Origin of the sequence: Bacillus marasmi, assembly GCF_902168435.1 — a bacterium.
In the GTDB taxonomy this organism is placed as follows: Bacteria; Bacillota; Bacilli; order Bacillales; family Cytobacillaceae; genus Bacillus_BU; species Bacillus_BU marasmi.
In genome coordinates, this window is record NZ_LR656165.1 from 86,419 (window position 1) to 106,308 (window position 19,890).

Here is a 19,890-nt window from a genome sequence, read left to right on the forward strand (position 1 = left end):
AGTCATGAAAATTGGTGTCATTGGCATTGGAAATATGGGGAGGATTTTAACAGAAGCCATGCTAGAACAAAAGGCAGTCGCTCCTTCTTCCTTAACAATCGTAAATAGAACGATGAAAAAAGCGCTTGTGCTTAAAAATAAATATCACGATATTTCCGTAGTTTCCACACCTAAAGCTGTGGCAATCAAATCAGATTTAATATTTTTATGCTTGAAACCACATGACATTTTTCGAGTCATTCAAGATATTACACCGTTTTTAACTAAGGATAAATGCGTGGTTTCAATTACAAGTCCTATTAGTGTAGATCTTCTTGAGGCAATTGTTCCATGCTCTGTTGCACGGGTTATTCCAAGCATTACAAATCGTGCTAGTGCAGGCGTTTCTTTACTTACCTTTGGCTCACACTGCTCTCGGAAATGGCATATAGCGCTTGAGCATTTATTTCGAAAAATCTCTGTCCCAATCGAAATTGATGAAAAGGTTACAAGGGTGGCGTCTGATATCGTCAGCTGCGGTCCAGCCTTTTTTAGTTATTTAACACAACGATTTATCGAGGCAGCAGTGAAGGAAACAGAAATAAATGAAGAGACAGCCAATGTTTTGGCTAGTGAGATGTTAATCGGCCTTGGCGAATTGTTAAAAAACGGATATTATACATTGCCAGCATTACAGGAAAAGGTATGTGTAAAAGGTGGGATTACTGGTGAAGGAATCAAGGTGTTAGAAGAAGAATTAGGCGATGTGTTTGAGCACGTATTTCATGCTACCCACCGTAAATTTAGAAAGGATATTGAGTTGGTAAAAAAACAATATCCTAGTATAAATTCTTGATTATGTTTGAAATTCCTGCGAACTTTTGTTATTTTTATATAAAAAAAACGAGAGGGTGGCAGTAGTCACCCTCTTATTGTGATTTTTTCCTTGCTGTGAAGAATATTCTTTCTGATTCGGGTTGTGGCGTTTTGTTCGTGAAGTCCGCTCCAATTTCTAGCACTTCAAAACCATTCCCCTCAAGCCATGTAACATATTGGTCGATTGGATAAGTTCGTTGCATATGTAGTTCATCTATACGTTTGTATAGACCGCTCTTGTCATCTAGGACAAAGAAACTTAGCTCATGTTCTACACTATTCGGAAATTCCCCCGCAAAGCAATGCCAAATATATGAGACGTCGTCATCATTTAAAACAAAAGGACCATTTAGGAAAATGTCATTCATCTTATAGAGCGAATGGACATCAAATAAAAACAATCCATTTGGCTGTAAATGCTCATAAACTCGCTGAAAAGTGCTGATGACAGCTTCCTCAGTTTGCAAATAATTCAATGAGTCACAAAATATCGTAATCACATCAAAGGCATCAAAACCTTCAAGTTCAGTCATATCCTGTTGAAAAAACTCAATCGAAAGTCCTTTTTCACTCGCCTTTGCATTAGCAACAGAGAGCATGTCCTCTGACAAATCCACACCGGTTACTTTATAACCAGCCTCAGCGAGCCAAACCGAGAGCTCTCCTGTTCCACAGGCTAAATCCAAAATTCTATCGGCCTCTACCTGATACTTCTTTGCTTGTCGGAGTACAAAGTCCACCCATTGATCATATGGAGTATCCCTCATTAACTCATCATAAACATAGGCAAAACCGTTATAGGTCATTTGTTAACTCACTTAATACATTTTCGATAGGAGCATCTCCCCAAAGACGTTCTAGCTTATAATAGCTCCGTTCTTCACGATGGAATACATGAACCACGACGTCACCTAAATCCACCAAAATCCATTTCGCTTCATCAAAGCCCTCGATGCGCTTTACTGGCATTTGTAATTCGTCAACTTTCTCTTTAATTTCACGGGCAATTGCTTGAACCTGCTTATCAGAATTACCGTGACAAATCACAAAGTAATCAGCAATCATTGAGATTCCTTGCATGTTTAGTACTAGAATATCTTCTGCCCTTTTATCGTCTGCTGCTTTTACAACAGTATGTAATAATGTTTTATTAGTCATGTAATCATTTCTCCTTAGTTAATATGAGATGATTGTACGTATCAATTGTATCTGGAAACACTGGTTGATTTTTTTTCAGTAAAAAAACAATTGTGTTCTTCATTGATGCGATTAATGCATCTGTTAAACTTATTTTAGCCAATTCTCTAACTTCTTCTACACCAGGAAAATGACGTCCTGGTTCAATATAATCAGCCAAGTATATCACTTTCTCCAAAAGTGTCATTTCTGGTCTTCCTGAGGTATGAAAACGGACAGCATTCAAAATCTCTGAATCAGTAATTCCCGCTTCCTTTTCAACCAAATAAGCCCCAACTGGCGCGTGCCATAGTTCACTGTTATATTGTAGCAGCAAAGGGTTCATGCCTTGGTCAATAATAATTTGCTGCATTTCTTTTTTTGGACGAAACTTGGCATAATCATGAAAAATGGCTGCCAATTCCGCTTTTTTCGGATCAGCCCCATATTGCTTGGCAAGCTCAATTGCCGATTCCATCACACCAAGCGTATGCTGGTAACGATGTTCAGTCAATTGAGTCTTAACAATTTGTAGTGCATTTTCACGATTCATATAGCTTATTCTCCTCTATATACTCTTGAACAGGCTCTGGAACCAAATATCGAATGGACTTCTTTTCCTTCAGGCGATCACGCACTAATTTCGATGAAACGCCCATTTCCGGAACGGATACATTTATGATCGGATATTGAGATATTTCCTGATAATCCGGTCTGTTTACTCCAACAAACTTGACCATTTCAATCAACTCATCTATTTTATACCAATTCGCTAAATACTCAATCATATCAGCACCGATAATAAAATAAAAATCGTATCCCGGATGCATTTCATTCAATAGCTTCATCGTATCATACGTATATGATGGTCCAGTTCGTTCAAGTTCGATTTTATCTATTTTAAAATTAGGATGACTGCGTGTTGCTAGCTCGAGCATTTTCACACGGTCCGCATTATTTGCGCCACCTGATTTATGTTTATGAGGTGGTTCATGATTAGGAATAAACCAAATTTCATCCAAACCTAAAGCATCAAGCACCTCATTCGCAATTAGGAGATGACCGTTATGAGGAGGATCAAAAGTGCCTCCAAGTATGCCGACTTTTTTCAAAATCAGCCCTCCTTCATTGTTATGGCAACTCGATTTGTTTATTTTCTCTTGACTCCTTATACAACACGACTGTTTTCCCGATCACTTGAACTAGCTCAGCTCGGCAACCTTTGGCTAACTGCTCTGCTACTACATCCTTATCGTCCTCACAGTTTTGAAGTATACTGATTTTCATTAATTCTCTTACTTCCAAGGCTTCAGCGATTGTCTTGATCATATTGTCATTGACTCCGCCCTTACCAACTTGAAAGATTGGGTCGAGATGATGCGCTTTTGAACGTAAAAATCTTTTTTGCTTTCCAGTTAACATGTTTTTCCTCCTAATTGCATTTCAACAGTCTTTCTCATTCTCTCCGTATCAGGGAATATCCCTGTCCACAGTTCAAAGGCTAGTGCCCCTTGATATACAAACATATCGAGACCGTTTTGAATGCTTGCTTTGCGCTCTTTAGCTTCGGTTAATAGCCGAGTCTCAAGCGGGTTATAAATAATATCACTAACAAATGCTCCAGCTTTCAAACGTTCTAGGTTTATTGGTAGCTCGTCTGTTTTTGGAGCCATTCCGATCGAAGTAGTTTGAATAACACAATCGTACTCAGCAAGGGCAAGTTCCGCATCCTTGAGCGACAACGAATTTGCCTTAACCTCATATGGACACTCTTCAATCAGCGCATCTGCTTTTTCAACCGTTCTGTTTGCTACATCTAATCTTTTCACACCGGCACTTGCCAGGGAAAAGAACAGACCTCGTGCTGCGCCACCTGCGCCAATCATCAACATCCGTTTGTCCTCGATATGATGAACATAGTTAGTTAATGCGCGTACATAGCCATTCCCATCTGTATTATATCCAATTAGTTTACCATCAACATTCACAACGGTATTTACTGCCCCAATTGCCTTGGCTAATGGATCGATTTCATCCAATAACGGAATGATGTCAACCTTATGTGGAACCGTGACGTTAAAGCCACTTACGCCCAATACTTTTAAGCCTTTAATGGCATCTGCTAGATTTTCCTTTTTAACATGAAAGGGAAAATAATGAGCGTCTAATTGATACAATTGGAACAAATCGTTATGCATTAACGGTGACATCGAATGAGCGATGGGGTCGCCAATTACACCGAATAACTTCTTCACTTTCCTCTCCCCTTTTTAAAAACAATGCTTTATCTATATTAATGACTTTCGGATCATCACTTGAACGCCTTTTGGAACATGGGCTGCGATTTTCACACCTGGTTCGTTAATAGTTACCCAACCAAGTCCTGAAAAAACGACATCTGTTTTAGCTTCCTTAATCGTAAACTCATGGCGAACAAGCTCTGGAAATTCTCCAAGCTGTTCCGGACGCGGTGGTGTCAACAACTCACCTACATGATTACGATAAAGTTCATCTGCATTTTCAAGTTTTGTACGGTGTATAGACAATTCATTCGATAAATAGCATGTAAACGAATGACGACCACCACTTATATAATCAAATCTTGCTAAACCACCAAAATACAAGGTTTGGCCTTCATTAAGCTGATAAATCTTAGGTTTTATTTCCTTTTTCGGTGTAATATACTTCAAATCTCGTTTATCTACGAAATGAGCCATTTGATGATGATTGATAATTCCTGGTGTATCTATCAACGCCTTACCATCTGATAATGGAATTTCGATAATATCAAGAGTTGTACCTGGGAAATGAGAAGTGGTAATCACGTCCTTCTCCCCAGAAAACTCTTTAATCACGCGATTAATAAACGTTGATTTACCAACATTCGTACAACCGACAATATAGACATCCTTGCCATTACGATATTCCTCAATTGCCGCAACTGCTTCGCGGATAAATTGTCCTTTTGACGCACTGACTAAGAGGACATCCTCAGCCTTTAAGCCAAGCTCTCTTGCTTCCTGCTTCATCCAATGTATTAATTTATTTGGCTTAACTGATTTTGGTAATAAATCAACCTTATTTCCGACCAAGAGAATTTTATTTTTCCCAACAAAGCGGTGTAACCCAGGTAACCAGCTTCCGTTAAAATCAAAAATATCAACAATTTTTACAATTAATGCATCCTTCTGACCAAGACCATTTAAGATTTTTAAAAAATCATCATCGGTCAATTGAACATCCTGAACCTCATTATAATTTTTCAGGCGAAAACAGCGCTGACAAATAATATTTTCCTTTTCCAATGCTGATTGGGGAGCATATCCTAAATCTCCTGGTTGGTCTGTTTGGATTTTCACACCGCAACCAATACACACAAATTGTTCTTCACTCACACTTTAATCCTCCCATTGAATCATTCCCTTTTTTCTGAACCAATTTAATAAAATTCTTTCAACTTGCCGGTTAAATTTTGTGATAAACCCGTCCGTTTTTGCTACAGGCACTACTAGAATCGTATGAATACCACTTCGATTTCCACCAAATACATCCGTCAATAGCTGGTCACCAATCACGACAACCTCTTCTTTTTTCACGCCCATCTGAGCTAGCGCCTTACGAAATGCTCGTCCCATCGGCTTTCTAGCTTGAAAAATAAATGGAATTCCATGTGGCTCAGAAAACGCCTTAACTCGTTCTTCATTATTATTTGAAACAATCGTGATCATAATATTATTTTTCTTCATGTCATCAAACCATTTGATCAACTTTGGCGTTGCATTCGGACGATCCCATTCCACAAGTGTATTGTCCAGATCAGTAATAATTGCCTTTATCCCCCGAGATTTTAACTTCTCTGGAGAAATTTCAAATACGCTTTTAACATGTTGGTCTGGTAAGAATTTTTTAATCAATTGTTACACCTCATATTCCTAATTCGTTCTTATGTAGAAATTAATCGAAATGAATCCCTTTATGTTATCTTATTTTAAAAGTTTTCGACAGTTTCTCCTTTTTGCCTTACCTGTGGATAACTTTATTCACATTATCCAGTCTTTTAACTCTATGTTTTTTCCATTTATAAACAAATTAATCACAGGTTATCCACTGAATATTGTGGATATTAGAACGGTTGTTCTAATATTTTTTATTTGATAGAGTAATGTTACAGAAAGCATCTTACCATGATATGTCCGAGAATGAAAAAGAATTCCAACATTTTATCTGGAGGTGAAACGGTTGAGAAAGCTATCCGATAAACTGCTATTAGAATCATATCACAAAGCAAAAGAGCTGAAACTAAACCCTGATTTTATTTGCTTAATTGAAAAGGAATTAAAACGAAGATCCTTATTTCATACAATAAAAGTCTCTTCCTAATTCATTAAGCCAGACGGCTTATTTTTTTTCATCCCTTTTAACTAATTCACCTAGTTTTTGGCCGACGACAACAGAACTTGGCGGCTTTAAGTCTGGATTTAAGGTAAAGCTATTTTTTTCAAACAATAACACAACTGTTGAGCCAAATGTAAAATACGCTAATTCCTCGCCTTTGGCAATCTTGGATCCTTCATGAACGATTTCAATGGAATTGACAAACATCGCTCCAACTTTTACGACTGCCATATGGCCAAAGTCATGCTTGATTTCTGAAATCCTTCGATAGTTTTTCGAAAGCGGCCGACGTCCATATTTTAATCCGTGCTTGTTCACGGGATAGGATTTCCTACCAAGCGTCCATTGTTCGGTAATTTCTCCGCCAATCGGACTATGGATACGATGATAATTGCTTGGACTTAAATAAATAATCATGTAGGTTCCCTCTAGGTATTTTGCGAGGACCTCATCACTCCCAAGCATTTCACCAATAGAGTAACTTTTCCCTTTCACGGTGATTTCATTTGATTTATTGATTATCCCAAAATCCTCCAACACACCATCAACGGGACTGCTCACAATGTTTGTAGCCGGGTCATGAGATCGCGCATTTCGCTTTAATCTTCTTGTAAATAAATCATGTAATGTAGAAAATTCATTGAGATTTTTTTCCATTTCCTTCAAATTAAGATTATAGACCTTTGCGAAAGAAGGTATAATAAAACGACTCAGTTGTGAGGTAGCAAATCGTTTTAGTATCGCTGAAGTCAGTCGTCCATTTGTTAATTCAATTAAGATTCTGTATAAAGCACTAATCATGCCCTAACCTCCAAATATGTGTGAAATAATCTTTACTCACATGCATAAAACCTTTAAAATTAAATATTATTATATAAGTTCAGTAAGCCCTTTCCGTCCTAAGGAGTGAGGATAATTGTTTTTACTAGAAGTATTTGATCAAACCATTAAGAAGCTAAAGAGTCAAACAGCAAACGTCTTAACACTAACAAATTTAGGCCTAGGTGGATATGCAATCATTGTTGGATTAAATGGCAATTTAAGACTCAGTCTCCTACTAATTTTTGTTGCAGCATTGGCTGACCGCTTTGACGGGATGGCCGCAAGGAAATTTCATATTGAATCAGAGCTTGGCAAGCAACTCGATTCCATGAGTGATATTATATCATTTGGAGTCGCCCCTGCACTATTATTATATCAAGGAATTTTATTTGAATTTGGTGCCCCAGGTATTTTCTTCACTGTATTCTTCATTGGTTGTGGTGCATTTCGCTTAGCCCGCTTCAATATTACAGAAAGCAATGGATACTTTACCGGATTACCTATTACTGCCGCTGGCTGCCTTGCTACACTAAGCTTTTTGGCGATTCCACACACACCACCTCAAAGCTTTATCTTTATTATGATTCTGTTATCGTTACTAATGGTCAGCCCTTTTAAGCTAAAGAAAATATAATCGAGTTGAACTCAGAACAAAAGCGCAAGCGCCTTGATGAGGCGCTGGAGCTGGACGTGTATAACGTTGTGAAACTTATCCACAGCGTTAAAATTTATAATTTTATAACCAACAAAAAACAGCACGATCAACAGTGCTGTTTTTTTTGTGAATATTTTTTGTTGTTTGTTGGTTTATTATTCGATGCATTTTAAGTTGTCCGTAATTATGCGGGACATTAACCATTTCCATTTTTACGTTTTTCCTTTTCAGCTCGATAAAATTCATGAAACATTTTCATTAGCGCCCGCTTCTCAATCCGTGAAACATAGCTCCTTGAAATTCCGAGCTCTTTAGCGATTTCTCGTTGAGTTTTTTCTTTTTGAAGATCTAAACCAAATCTCCCGATAATGACCTCCTTTTCCCTTTCATCTAATACATCGATATATTTTTTTACTTTTTCGAGCTCCATATTTAATTGAATTGTATCAATAACATCCTCTGACTCACTTTTCAGTACATCGATTAAGCTGATTTCGTTTCCTTCTTTATCCTGTCCAATCGGGTCATGTAATGAAACATCCTTTTTTGTCTTCTTTAAAGCTCTTAAATGCATCAGAATTTCATTTTCTATACACCGAGCAGCATAAGTAGCCAACTTCGTTCCTTTTCCTTCTGAATAACTCTCAATTGCTTTTATTAATCCGATTGTTCCAATTGAAATCAAATCTTCGGCATCTTCACCAGTATTTTCAAATTTTTTCACAATATGAGCAACTAGCCTCAAATTATGCTCAATCAGCATATTCCGGGCATGCTGATCTCCATTTGCCATGAGTTGTAAATATTTTCGTTCATCTGCTGCAGACAAGGGCTGAGGAAATGCATTATTTTTTACATATGAGACAAGAAAGATAATTTCCTTTACTAAATAACCGAGTGCTGTTAAGATTCCAGACATATATTCACCCCCCGCAAAATTAGGCCATCGCCTATACCTAATTCCTATGTAAAAAGAGGCTAGTATGTGTCTGTCCGTTATTATTTTTATAAACAAAAAAGGATTGATCTTGACGATGTTGATTGGAGATGAAAGCAACATTTAGACTGACACACAAAAAAGCATTAACCGCTGGGGCTAATGCTTTCTTTTTGAAACTTCACTATGCGGTATCTTTCTCCACCCACAAGCGTTTTTTTGAGTTTTTACCGAGCATCATCATATATATAACCACCCTTCTTTTTATTTTTAACTAAAAATTAGAAATAACGATACATTGAAAATTGTCGGTCTTTATTTTGTTCATAAATGTGTTCAACGAATTGCTGATGATTTACTTCTTCCTTCGATCGCTTTCGTTTATTAATAGTAATTGTTAAAAATAGAATATTTAAAGTCATTTCTAATCACCTCCTTTACTGTTATTTTTTTCCATACCCGAACAACACAAAAAACCGCAAGAGAGACCTATTCCTGCGGCTGTTAGTTCAAATTGGGCACAAAAATACCGCAGGAGACACCATTCCCCTTGCGGCTAGGATATGCTTTATAAGGTAAAAAATTAAGCGCACCATACCTGTTGGTCGAATGTGTGTAACTGGATGATTAAGTTTTGGTTGTTTGTAGTTAAAGTGTTTACTGTCATTTTATTCGACCTCCTTAATGATATTGGTAATTTTCGCTTACACTGGTTATTATAGTCAGAACATTGGCTAATGTAAACATAATTCGTTAGTAATATTCCGACAAATTACATATCTCAAATATTTCAGTTCCTTTCCTCAATCAAAAAGGGCTCCAATACTGGAACCCTTAGTCTTTCATTAGCTGTTTTTCAATCCCGCTACAATTTTCATAACTAATGTTGCGGAATTGACTGCTGCCTTATCTAAATATTGTTCAAACGAGACATTGGATTCTTTTCCGGCAATGTCTGACAAGGAACGGATAATCACAAATGGTACATCAAACTGGTGGGCAACTTGTGCGATTGCAGCAGCTTCCATTTCAACCGCTTGGAGGTTCGTAAATTTTGAACGGACATGCTCTACTCGTTCTGGATCGTTCATAAACGTATCTCCTGTAGCGATAACACCTGTTACAACCTGAATGCCTTCTATTTCTTTTGCGCTTTGTTCTGCGATTAAAACAAGCTTTTCTGTTGCTGTGAAGGCAGGTGGTAATTTAGGAACTTGTCCATATTCATAACCAAATACTGTCACATCAACATCATGGTGACGGGCTTCAGAGGAAATGACCACATCGCCAACGTTTAAACTTGGATCAAAGCCACCTGCTGAACCAGTATTAATAATATAATCAGGTGCAAATTTTTGCAGTAAAATGGTTGTCGACATAGCAGCATTCACTTTTCCGATTCCTGAACGGAGCAGTATTACCTCCACTCCATCCATATTTCCAGTCGTAAATTCGCAACCTGCAATTATTTCAACCTGCTGATTTTCAATATTTTTTCTAAGTAAGCTTACTTCTTCTTCCATTGCTCCGATGATAGCAACCTTCATTCTTCAACCTCTTTTCAATTGTTTGTATCTTTGTTAGCCTTATCCATATTTTAACGTACTTATGTAGTATAAAACAAAAAGGACTACTTCTGAAATAGAAGCAGCCCTGATTTAAGTTAATTATTGTTGAACTTTGTCATTTTCTATTAATTCCTCAACCTTTACTGGCTTCCAACCACCTTCATCTTGCCATTCAAGATATACACGGTAAGCTTGAGGATTTCCTTTTTCTGTCACGGTTCCGATAGATTTATCCGGACCGCCATCTCGACTTAAATACCACACCGTCATTGTGCTTTCATCAGCACCAATTGCCGAAGCGAGCGCCTTCACTCGTTCATCCCAGTCCACTGATTCAGAAGAATTTGGCCCAGATTGCGTTGTACCCACTGGTTCCCATGCAGGATTCACAATCATCCTTTGAACATTGTCGCCGCCACCTTCAGTAATCACCTCGGTGTCACTCTCCTGCTTTTTGTCTTTCTTGGTATCTTTGTCTTTAGTTTTAGAATCAGATTGAGTTGACTTACTTTGTTTTGAGGTTTCTTGTTTTACCTCTTTTGTCGTTTTTTCCGCTGGGCTATCGTTTCGTTTCTCCTCAATAGCTTGGTCCTTTTGCGTTTCAGTTTCATCATCATTTGAAAAAATAGAGACTGATACGATCACGATTAACAGTAGCACAAGGGCAATTAAGCCATTCAAAATCATATTTGTTCTTCTTCGTTTTGAACGCACTTCAGAACGCATACCTTCTCGTGATTGATTAAAATTGCTTTTCAAAAGATAAAGCCTCCTTTGACAAGTTCGCTTAATATTTTAACACGACATTATTAAAACTTGAAGGAGTTTATTATTGGGCATTTTTGAGTTGATCTATCTCATATAGCTCTGACACCATATCTGCGAAGAGTTGATTGACTCCACCTTGATCGTCAGGCACGTCTAAATTTACAGCAACTAACACATATTTTGGATTCTCATAGGGGAAATAGCCAGCAAACCATTTGTTATGTAGCTGCTTCTCATTCTCGAATTTCCCAGTTTCTGCTGTACCCGATTTTCCAGCAACTGCATAAGGAAGATCTTTAAACCAACGCCCTGTACCGTGGTCATTTGTAACAACCTCACGCAGTAGCTCCTGTAATTTCATCGCGGTGTATGGGGCAATCGTTTCTTCCTTTGCTCCACTTTCGTTAAAATCAAACATCGTCGTCCCATTTTGATATTCGATTTTTGAAGTTACGCGGACCATTTCCCTTTTTCCGCCTCTAGCAATCGTTGCCATCATATTAGCAACAGCAAGCGGTGTTGCCCTGACCTCGTGTTGACCTATTCCAGTCATCGCAACAAAGTTTTGATCCTTTTTGGCGCTTTCACTAAGAAAGACGCGTCCCTTCTCTTCATCGGGTAATTGCGCAAATTCATCCAGATGAAATACCGAGCCCCTCCAGCCAACCTGTCCGACAATTCCTAGCTTAGCTGCATATTCCTCAATAATGTTTGGATCGATATCCTTCAGTTCATTAGCAATTTGCCCAAAAGTTGCATTGCAGCTGCGAGCAAAGCTATCGTTAAATGTAAGCATCCCATGATTATACTTTAAATCTGGGTCTCCATTAATTTTTCGACTACAATTGAAGGTTCGAGTCGGTGCATTCAAATTATAATCGATAGCCGCAGCGGCGATGACTGTCTTAAAAACCGAACCCATAATTTGCTGCTTAATCATGAGATTCTCAATCCCATTCCCAGCATAAGGATCTTTATGATTAATGCTTGGACGAGAAACCATCGCTAACACTTGGTTAGTTTTTGCATCGAGCAAAACTAATCCACCTTTTTTTATTCCGTGAGTATCAACAAGACTTTCAGCTGTCATTTGCATTTTTTTATCAATTGTTGTTTTAATGTTGACTGGATAATAAGGATTTGCCGAATCAACGTATCTCACATCAACACCAAATAACGGTGCACCATCACCATCAACATGATATACAAGCTTGGACTCTCCTTCAGCAATTAAAAACTCATCAAAGCTTTTTTCAAGCCCGGAAATTCCAATTAAGGTATTGCTGGGATATTCCTTGTTTGGATAACGCTTTAGAAGCTCTTGATTATTTTCCTTTACAATTCCAATCAACTGCTCTGCAGGAGTCTTCTCAAGCAAGTATTTCCGCTCAACGGCAAATACTCCAGGAATTTTTAACGCATTGATTTTTTCCATTTGCGAGCTAGTCAATCGGAGCGGATTGGGTTCACCGTACGCAAAGGGTTTGTTTGCAGTTTGGATTTGTTTCATTAAGTCCTGCTTATCTGCGCGAATGATATCAGCAACCTTACCTGGATCCCAGTTCATTTTTTTTAAAAAAGGAAACAGAATGAGCACCTGCTGCCTATCATAAATAAGAGGTTTACCATTGCGGTCTAGAAAATTACCTCTACCACTATCCAATACTACCTCTTGGGATCGTTGCTTTACGCTTGCTTCCAAAATATTAACTTGATGCTTCGAAAAGCTCTTTGTATCTATCAATTGAATTTGCACTAGTCTTCCCATTAACAGTAGGACACAAATAAAGCTAATAATGGCCCATACTAAAATTCGTTTCCTTTTCAGCATAAAAACACCTCGTCATAAGTTTTGACGAGGTGCACAGTTTTCAAACTATTATTGCTATTTAATTGAAGTAATTCTTACGTTCATTTCTCCACCAGGAGTTTGAACAGAAACTTCATCGCCAACTTTTTTGCCCATTAAGCTTCGGGCAATTGGTGAATCGTTTGAAATTTTACCTTCAAATGGATCTGCTTCTGCACTACCTACAATCGTATAGGTTTCTTCATCGCCATCAGGAAGCTCAATAAATGTTACAGATCGACCTAAAGCAACTTCATCGCTGCGCATTTCATCTTCAGCAATGATTTTTGCATTACGAATCATGTTTTCAAGAGTCGTAATCCGACCTTCAACAAATGCTTGCTCTTCTTTTGCAGAATCGTACTCTGAGTTTTCAGAAAGGTCACCAAAGCTTCTAGCAATTTTAATCCGTTCAACAACTTCTTTTCGTTTCACGGTTTTTAACTGTTCTAATTCTTGTTCTAACTTTTCTTTCCCTGCCTGTGTCATCGGGAATACTTTTTCTGTAGCCAAAGACATTCACTCCTTCTAGTCGTCACAATCCCCCATTGAAATTGTGGATAAATAATATGTAGGATCAATAAATACATAGGAGCGCGTCCTGAGATAGGGCGCGCCTAATTTTATACTTTTTTATTATCTATGCTATTGTTTCATAAAAATGATTTTTGTTCAAGAATTGTTTGTATTTTTGTGACCATCAAATCAATGGCTACGTGGTTGTGACCGCCCTCTGGAATAATAATATCCGCATATCGCTTCGTTGGTTCAATAAATTGGTTATGCATAGGTCGCACAACGTTCACATATTGATCAATAACGGATTCCATCGTTCGACCTCTATCCTTAATATCCCTCTTAAGTCTACGAATAATTCTCAAATCAGCATCTGTATCAACAAATAATTTAATATCCATTAAATCACGAAGACGTTCATCTTCAAGTACTAAAATTCCTTCTAAAATAATAACATCCTTTGGTTCCACCTTGATGACTTCATCAGAGCGGGTATGGATGGAATAATCATAGACCGGCTTATCAATCGATTGATAATTTAACAAGCTTTTAATATGTTGAATTAATAAATCATTATCAAATGCCAATGGATGATCATAATTTGTTTTTAAACGCTGTTCAAACGGTACATGGCTTTGATCTTTGTAATAGTAATCCTGTTCAAGCATTAAGATGGAATGACCGGTGAAATGACGGCAAATTGACTTTGTTACACTTGTCTTACCAGATCCTGAGCCACCGGCGACACCTATAACAACAGGTTTGGGAACCATAAGGTTTAGTTCTCCTTTCGCATCATGTTGTTAGGGAAAACTGGTCGGTCCATTTTAAATTTTACTATCTGGAGTGGATGACGCGCTGCATCAAGCTCATTTCCGTCTTCATCCCAAATCTTATCAATCACATAAGTAAAGTTTTCAATTTCCGGACCAAAAAATTCTACTTCGTCTCCTGGTCTAAAATGGTTCCGTTGTTGGAGAGTCACCATTTGTGTCTCAGGATTATAGTCTAATACCAATCCAGCAAATTCGTATGTCGTCTTTTTGCTATGATTTCCAAACATTTGCTCTTTATACCCTGGTACCCCTTCAAAAAATGCTGATGCGGTATCACGGTTCGCGCATTTATCCAACTCATCTAGCCATTCCTGTTTAATTTCAAAATGATCAGGGTCGGCACAATACGTATCTATCACCTTACGATAAACACTCACTACAGTTGCAATATAATGGATTGATTTCATCCGCCCTTCGATTTTCAGGCTATCAATTCCTAGTTCAATCATTTTTGGAATTGACTGAATGAGATTAAGGTCCTTTGGGCTCATCGCGAACGGCTCATCATTTTCAGCAAATAACGCGGTTTCCGTCTCTCCATCCTTCTCATAGAGGTCATAATCCCAACGACAGGACTGGCAGCAGCCGCCTCGATTGGAATCCCGAGCTGTCATATGATTACTCAAGGTGCAACGGCCTGAGTAGGCAATACACATTGCCCCATGAATGAAGGTTTCAATTTCGATATCAACCTTCTCCTTCATTTCTTTAATCTCCTCAGCACTCGTTTCACGAGCTAATACGACCCGCTCAAGTCCTTCCTCTTTCCAAAATTGGATTGCTTTCCAATTCGAGAGAGATTGTTGTGTACTTAAATGGACTTCGATCTCAGGTGCAAGTCTGCGACACGTTTCAATAATAAGAGGATCCGCTACGATAATTCCATGAATTCCTGCATTTTTAAGACCAAGAATATAATCCTCTAATCCATCAATATTTTCATTGTGGGCAAAAATATTAGTCGTTACATAAATTTTTGCACCATATTGTTTGGCGAATTCGACGCCTTCTCTCATTTCCGCAAAAGTGAAATTATCTGCATTTGAACGCAGCCCGTATTCCTGTCCACCGATAAATACTGCATCTGCTCCATATTGTACAGCAATCTTTAGCTTTTCTAGATTACCGGCAGGCGCAAGGAGTTCCGGTTTTTTTACGATGACACGTTTGCCATCAATGATTTCGGATATTTTGCTTTTTATATCTGCAGTCATCCTTTTTTGCCTCCTTTAATGGTGGTTGATTTCCGCTCCAATCAACTTTCGTTGTTAGGTATAATTAATAAACGGTTTCCTTGAAGAAGAAACCTGTGTCGAGTGAACGGTCAACTGGCTGAACTTCACGTATGTCCTCCAATAGATCCGTTTTTAAATCCTCATATGCATCAGGGTCTTCAACACAAACATCAATAGCTTTCCGATAAAGCTGCGTTACCGCAATCAAATATTCCTGATTTTTCAAGATGCCTTCGATTTTGAATGAATCTACGCCAGCTTCAATCATATCTTGAAGTTCATCAATCATACAAACATCGTTTGGACTCATAATATGGGTGCCATTTTCATCTTCAAAAATTGGATATTTGTTGCCGCGTTCTTTATCATGCAAGAACTTATTTCTTTCGTATTTGCTTTTTTGTACTTCCACCTGCTTGCCTTGATATTCAAAATAATGACCAAGCAAGCTCCGTTTTGATTGGAACATGCAAGTCATTCCGTGCACTTGCACTTCAATTTCCACTTCAGCATTTTCCTTTGTTTCAATCACTGCGTCCATACTAATTTCTCGGGCTAAAACCGCTCGTTTTGCTCCCTTACGCCCCCAATAGTTGCAGTGATACCAGTTTGTTGCTAATGTTTCGGTATTCCAATGTAACTTCATATTCGGTGCTGTTTCACGAGCAACCATTAGCACAGCTGGATCGCCATACACAATGGCATCAGCCCCTACAGAGCTTAAAAATGCAATGTACTCTGCTAACTCATCAATCTTTTCATTGTGGAAAATAGCATTCATCGCAACATATACCTTTTTCCCATGCTGATGAGCTATTTCAATCGCTTGTTTCACCATATCACGGTTAAATTCTCCTGCTAATCGCAGACCATAACGCTGTTCACCAAGCATAAAAGCATCTGCACCAGCTTCAGATAGTGGTGCAATATCGTCTAGTGAAGTGGGCGTCACTAATAATTCCGGTTTGCTCATCCTTGTTCACCTCTTTTTTTACTAATCGCAATCCCGTCTCCAACGGGAATAATTACAGTATGATAATCGGGGTGTTCCATTAGCCAGCTGTTATAGTTACGAATTTTTCTAACTAACGCTCGCAAGCTTCTACTATCAATCATTGCCTCAGCAACCAATCCTTTAAACAAGACATTATCAGTAATAATTAAACCACCATCCGCTAAGTACTGCGAATATAGGTCGAAAAAGCGCTGATACTGCCCTTTTGCGGCATCAATAAAAATCACATCGAAAGGCCCATGTGGTTTTATTTGCTCCTCTACCTCAAGCGCATCCCCATTAATGATGATAATTTGCTCCTGTTTTGCAGCCTTGCCGATGTACTCTACTGCTTTTTGAAGCCGAGACTCATCTCTTTCAATGGTAATGATTTTTGCATCAGGCAGTGCATACGCCATTCTTAGTGAAGAATAACCGATAGCTGTCCCAACCTCTAAAATGGTTTGAGGATTTTGGATTCTAAGGAGCTGTAGCAATGCCTCAATCCCGACTATTTCCATAATCGGTATCTCATTTTCCTGTGCATACTGCTCTATTTCAGTCAGCAATTCTGTACGTTTAGGAATTAACTCCTCTATATATAATTGCAGCTTTTGATTATCCAAGCCACGTTCACCCCTTTGAAAAGCGGTAGCGGCTTGCATTGTGACCCCGAGCCCCTAGCCGCTGTAGCTAGACTGTACTAAATTTAACTTTTTAACAAGAAAAAATAGCGTTCACAGATAAGAGATATGAAACAGTTGTACTGTTTCAATAAAAACTCCTTTCCGTGGTGGACGCTATTGCAATGGTGGATAAAACACTCGAATAATTTTATCACAAAAAAATTTAGAATGCTAATTTAAGTTATTTACCAGTAATATGCTTGGCCTTCTCTCGATTATGTTCATCAAGCGATTTGGTAAAAATTACATTCCCTTCCGCTGTTGCAAGGAAATATAGGAAATCCGTTTCCTCTGGATTCAATGCAGCCTCAATCGACATAGTCCCTGCACAAGCGATTGGGCCAGGTGGAAGTCCCGTATTTTTGTATGTGTTATATGGGGAATCTACCTCTAAATCTTCGTACAAAACTCGGTCCTTATGTTTGCCTTTTGCATACAAAACGGTTGGGTCCGTTTGCAAAGGCATATCAATATTTATACGATTGTAAAAGACACTTGCGATTGTATGTCGATCAGCTTTCTCAGTTGCTTCTTCTTCAATTAAAGAAGCCATCGTTAATAGCTTATGAGGCGACATCTCCTTTTCACTCATTTGGCCTTCGTATTCACGAACAACGTCTCTCGTTTTGTTCAGCATTTCAGTTACAATTTTTTCTAACGAAGGTGCTTCTTCATAGAATGGATAGGTGGCTGGAAATAAATAACCCTCTAACGGATACATGACTTGGTCACTTAGGATTTCATTTGTTAACAGATCAGGGTATTTTTCCATCATCGATTTTACAAATTCCGAATCGTTTAACGTATTAAAAACCTCATCATGCTCTCTATTCGTTTTTTCAGCGATAATCTCAGCAATTTGTCGCAATTGCTTGCCTTCGGGAATGGTTATTTTAAAGACTACTTCTTCTAACACTTTTCCAGTTTTGAGCTTACTCAAAATTTCTGGAAGAGTCATAGATGGTGCTAACTGATATTCACCAGCCATAAAATCTGCTTCATTTTTAAATTTCACATAGTATTTAAATACTTTGGCATTCTTAATAATGCCATTTTCTTGTAATATTTGACCAATTCCAGATACGGATGATCCAATCGGGATTTCAACTGCCACTTCTTTTTTATTGCTAGGATCCACCGGTTTCAATGCTGATTTAATATAGAAATAACCTCCACCAAATACGGCACCAATTAATAAGAAAATAATAATAGCTGCAATCAGTACAATTTTACGGACTACCTTTGCTTCGCTTTGGCGCTCAATCAAGCTTTGTTGAAAAACATTTTTATCTTGCTTCCTGTCTGACAAAAACCTTCCCTCCACTCACATAAGGCTAACTTTTTCTTTTATATATCTCGACCCATTATACTATATTTTCATTTTTTGTAGCAAAATACTACATTTTTTTTGGTTTCATCCATATTTTTCTATTTTCATGTTCGAAAATAAGGACTCATCATCGATTTTGTTTTCGTTTTTTACATAAACCAAGTGCTTAATGACCTTTATTGGGTACTAATTATTTGTCACCCACACTATCCAAGTACTCAAACACAAAAAAATGCCCGGGACCTGAGTCTCGGGCAGCTTTTCTATAAAAAATTATTCTTCATCTTGCTCTTCTAGGAAAGTATTAAGCATTTCTTCGATTAAATCCCATTCTTCGTCTGTTTCGATTGGCATTAAATCGCCATCTTCTCCATTTACGTTAGGAGTGAATGCAGAAGCATGGATTTCGATATCCTCTTCATCGCCTTCATCCGCACCAACTGGATAATATAGCACATAAGACTTCCCAAATTCTTCTGAATCAAATGTAAACAAAACCTCACATAACTGTTCGTTACCGTTTTCGTCTACTACTGTAATGTTGTTTTCTCCGTGATCCATTATTAGCACCTCTTTATTATTTGCTATCTAAGTAGCCTTGTAGTATGAGCGTTGCGGCCATTTTATCAATGACTTTTTTCCGTTTCTTTCGACTGACATCAGCTTCAAGAAGAACTCGCTCTGCTGCCATTGTCGTAAGCCTTTCATCCCATAGGACGGTGGGAACTCCATATAGTCGCTCCAATTCACTTGCGTAAAACTGACATGCCTCGCCCCGTGGACCAATACTTCCGTTCATGTTCTTAGGCAATCCAACGACTATTTTATCGACTAGGTGTTCTTTAATCAGCTTTTCAATTTCCTCAAATCCAAACTCTTGTTCATCCTCGTTAATCTTTAAGGTTGTCAGTCCTTGTGCGGTCCAGCCTAATTCATCACTTATTGCCACACCAACTGTCTTTGTACCGACATCCAAACCCATTACCCGCATAAACTACCCCTCATGATGATGTTTTAAGTAAGATTTAACCAATTCTTCAATAATTTCATCACGTTCTAATTTGCGGATAATATTGCGAGCATCACGATGACGTGGAACATAGGCAGGATCACCCGATAACAAATAACCAACAATTTGATTAATAGGGTTATATCCTTTTTCCTGTAGTGCTGCATAAACCTGATTAAGAACTTCCGTGACATTATGCTCAATTGGCTCTTCAGGAAAGTTAAATCTCATTGTTTTATCAAATGAGCTCATCTTTTGC

26 protein-coding genes are annotated in these 19,890 nt (G+C 38.2%); 3 read left to right on the top strand and 23 right to left on the bottom strand.

What is annotated here, in order from left to right; translation table 11 throughout:
* The first annotated feature begins 4 nt into the window (after positions 1–4).
* Positions 5–835: a late competence protein ComER gene (gene comER / locus FXW34_RS02630; RefSeq protein WP_147532725.1), complete on the top strand. Its 831-nt coding sequence runs from the start codon at positions 5–7 to the stop codon at positions 833–835.
* Positions 836–908: 73 nt separating this feature from the next.
* Here the strand turns inward: comER and FXW34_RS02635 are convergent, their stop codons facing one another.
* Genes FXW34_RS02635 through FXW34_RS02670 form a run of 8 tightly spaced genes read right to left on the bottom strand, consistent with a single transcriptional unit; the run spans position 909 to position 5,945 of the window.
* The gene (locus FXW34_RS02635) at positions 909–1,661 is read right to left on the bottom strand and encodes a class I SAM-dependent DNA methyltransferase (protein WP_147532425.1); all 753 of its coding nucleotides are present in this window, start codon (positions 1,659–1,661) and stop codon (positions 909–911) included.
* Entirely contained in the window at positions 1,651–2,013 is a 363-nt protein-coding gene (gene rsfS / locus FXW34_RS02640; protein WP_147532426.1) for a ribosome silencing factor, read from the bottom strand. Before rsfS ends, FXW34_RS02635 begins: the two co-directional genes overlap by 11 nt.
* A 4-nt stretch (positions 2,014–2,017) precedes the next feature.
* Positions 2,018–2,584 (bottom strand): bis(5'-nucleosyl)-tetraphosphatase (symmetrical) YqeK, encoded by a 567-nt coding sequence (gene yqeK / locus FXW34_RS02645; protein WP_147532427.1) that lies wholly within the window; start codon positions 2,582–2,584, stop codon positions 2,018–2,020.
* Entirely contained in the window at positions 2,574–3,143 is a 570-nt protein-coding gene (locus tag FXW34_RS02650) for a nicotinate-nucleotide adenylyltransferase (protein ID WP_147532428.1), read from the bottom strand. The genes yqeK and FXW34_RS02650 overlap by 11 nt, the downstream gene beginning before the upstream one ends.
* A 19-nt stretch (positions 3,144–3,162) precedes the next feature.
* Positions 3,163–3,453: a ribosome assembly RNA-binding protein YhbY gene (yhbY, locus tag FXW34_RS02655; RefSeq protein ID WP_147532429.1), complete on the bottom strand. Its 291-nt coding sequence runs from the start codon at positions 3,451–3,453 to the stop codon at positions 3,163–3,165.
* Positions 3,447–4,286, bottom strand: coding sequence for a shikimate dehydrogenase (gene aroE, locus FXW34_RS02660; protein ID WP_147532430.1), 840 nt, complete (start codon positions 4,284–4,286; stop codon positions 3,447–3,449). Before aroE ends, yhbY begins: the two co-directional genes overlap by 7 nt.
* 33 nt (positions 4,287–4,319) lie before the next feature.
* A complete protein-coding gene (gene yqeH, locus FXW34_RS02665; RefSeq protein WP_147532431.1) occupies positions 4,320–5,426 on the bottom strand; it encodes a ribosome biogenesis GTPase YqeH in 1,107 nt (368 codons plus the stop codon).
* Between the two features lie 3 nt (positions 5,427–5,429).
* On the bottom strand, positions 5,430–5,945 hold the full coding sequence (locus FXW34_RS02670) for a YqeG family HAD IIIA-type phosphatase (RefSeq protein WP_147532432.1): 516 nt from the start codon (positions 5,943–5,945) through the stop codon (positions 5,430–5,432).
* Between the two features lie 316 nt (positions 5,946–6,261).
* On the opposite strand from FXW34_RS02670, the gene sda reads away from it, so the two are divergent.
* Entirely contained in the window at positions 6,262–6,411 is a 150-nt protein-coding gene (gene sda, locus FXW34_RS02675; protein WP_425457388.1) for a sporulation histidine kinase inhibitor Sda, read from the top strand.
* An 18-nt stretch (positions 6,412–6,429) separates the two neighbouring features.
* Here sda and FXW34_RS02680 read toward each other — a convergent pair whose 3' ends face one another.
* Positions 6,430–7,227, bottom strand: a complete 798-nt coding sequence (locus FXW34_RS02680; RefSeq protein WP_147532434.1) for a phosphatidylserine decarboxylase — start codon at positions 7,225–7,227, stop codon at positions 6,430–6,432.
* A 115-nt stretch (positions 7,228–7,342) separates the two neighbouring features.
* On the opposite strand from FXW34_RS02680, the gene pssA reads away from it, so the two are divergent.
* The gene (pssA, locus tag FXW34_RS02685) at positions 7,343–7,882 is read left to right on the top strand and encodes a CDP-diacylglycerol--serine O-phosphatidyltransferase (protein WP_147532435.1); all 540 of its coding nucleotides are present in this window, start codon (positions 7,343–7,345) and stop codon (positions 7,880–7,882) included.
* Between the two features lie 217 nt (positions 7,883–8,099).
* Here the strand turns inward: pssA and sigK are convergent, their stop codons facing one another.
* The 14 genes from sigK to FXW34_RS02755 all read right to left on the bottom strand — a co-directional run bounded on the left by sigK (position 8,100) and on the right by FXW34_RS02755 (position 19,883).
* Complete coding sequence (gene sigK, locus FXW34_RS02690) at positions 8,100–8,822, bottom strand: RNA polymerase sporulation sigma factor SigK (RefSeq protein WP_147532436.1); 723 nt, start codon at positions 8,820–8,822, stop codon at positions 8,100–8,102.
* A gap of 299 nt (positions 8,823–9,121) precedes the next feature.
* Entirely contained in the window at positions 9,122–9,262 is a 141-nt protein-coding gene (locus tag FXW34_RS02695; protein ID WP_147532437.1) for a YrzI family small protein, read from the bottom strand.
* A gap of 423 nt (positions 9,263–9,685) precedes the next feature.
* Complete coding sequence (mtnN, locus tag FXW34_RS02700) at positions 9,686–10,387, bottom strand: 5'-methylthioadenosine/S-adenosylhomocysteine nucleosidase (RefSeq protein WP_147532438.1); 702 nt, start codon at positions 10,385–10,387, stop codon at positions 9,686–9,688.
* A gap of 120 nt (positions 10,388–10,507) precedes the next feature.
* Positions 10,508–11,167, bottom strand: a complete 660-nt coding sequence (locus FXW34_RS02705; protein ID WP_246140832.1) for a YrrS family protein — start codon at positions 11,165–11,167, stop codon at positions 10,508–10,510.
* A 70-nt stretch (positions 11,168–11,237) separates the two neighbouring features.
* Complete coding sequence (locus FXW34_RS02710; RefSeq protein ID WP_147532727.1) at positions 11,238–13,004, bottom strand: peptidoglycan D,D-transpeptidase FtsI family protein; 1,767 nt, start codon at positions 13,002–13,004, stop codon at positions 11,238–11,240.
* A 57-nt stretch (positions 13,005–13,061) separates the two neighbouring features.
* Positions 13,062–13,538, bottom strand: a complete 477-nt coding sequence (gene greA / locus FXW34_RS02715; RefSeq protein ID WP_147532439.1) for a transcription elongation factor GreA — start codon at positions 13,536–13,538, stop codon at positions 13,062–13,064.
* 140 nt (positions 13,539–13,678) lie between these two features.
* A complete protein-coding gene (udk, locus tag FXW34_RS02720; protein WP_147532440.1) occupies positions 13,679–14,314 on the bottom strand; it encodes a uridine kinase in 636 nt (211 codons plus the stop codon).
* Between the two features lie 5 nt (positions 14,315–14,319).
* The gene (locus FXW34_RS02725) at positions 14,320–15,591 is read right to left on the bottom strand and encodes a peptidase U32 family protein (protein ID WP_147532441.1); all 1,272 of its coding nucleotides are present in this window, start codon (positions 15,589–15,591) and stop codon (positions 14,320–14,322) included.
* Between the two features lie 64 nt (positions 15,592–15,655).
* The gene (locus FXW34_RS02730) at positions 15,656–16,585 is read right to left on the bottom strand and encodes a peptidase U32 family protein (RefSeq protein WP_147532442.1); all 930 of its coding nucleotides are present in this window, start codon (positions 16,583–16,585) and stop codon (positions 15,656–15,658) included.
* The gene (locus FXW34_RS02735; RefSeq protein ID WP_147532443.1) at positions 16,582–17,232 is read right to left on the bottom strand and encodes an O-methyltransferase; all 651 of its coding nucleotides are present in this window, start codon (positions 17,230–17,232) and stop codon (positions 16,582–16,584) included. The genes FXW34_RS02730 and FXW34_RS02735 overlap by 4 nt, the downstream gene beginning before the upstream one ends.
* A 241-nt stretch (positions 17,233–17,473) precedes the next feature.
* The gene (mltG, locus tag FXW34_RS02740) at positions 17,474–18,601 is read right to left on the bottom strand and encodes an endolytic transglycosylase MltG (protein ID WP_147532444.1); all 1,128 of its coding nucleotides are present in this window, start codon (positions 18,599–18,601) and stop codon (positions 17,474–17,476) included.
* A 294-nt stretch (positions 18,602–18,895) separates the two neighbouring features.
* The gene (locus FXW34_RS02745; RefSeq protein WP_147532445.1) at positions 18,896–19,183 is read right to left on the bottom strand and encodes a DUF1292 domain-containing protein; all 288 of its coding nucleotides are present in this window, start codon (positions 19,181–19,183) and stop codon (positions 18,896–18,898) included.
* A gap of 16 nt (positions 19,184–19,199) precedes the next feature.
* The gene (gene ruvX, locus FXW34_RS02750) at positions 19,200–19,613 is read right to left on the bottom strand and encodes a Holliday junction resolvase RuvX (RefSeq protein WP_147532446.1); all 414 of its coding nucleotides are present in this window, start codon (positions 19,611–19,613) and stop codon (positions 19,200–19,202) included.
* A gap of 3 nt (positions 19,614–19,616) precedes the next feature.
* On the bottom strand, positions 19,617–19,883 hold the full coding sequence (locus tag FXW34_RS02755) for an IreB family regulatory phosphoprotein (protein WP_147532447.1): 267 nt from the start codon (positions 19,881–19,883) through the stop codon (positions 19,617–19,619).
* Positions 19,884–19,890: the final 7 nt, after the last annotated feature.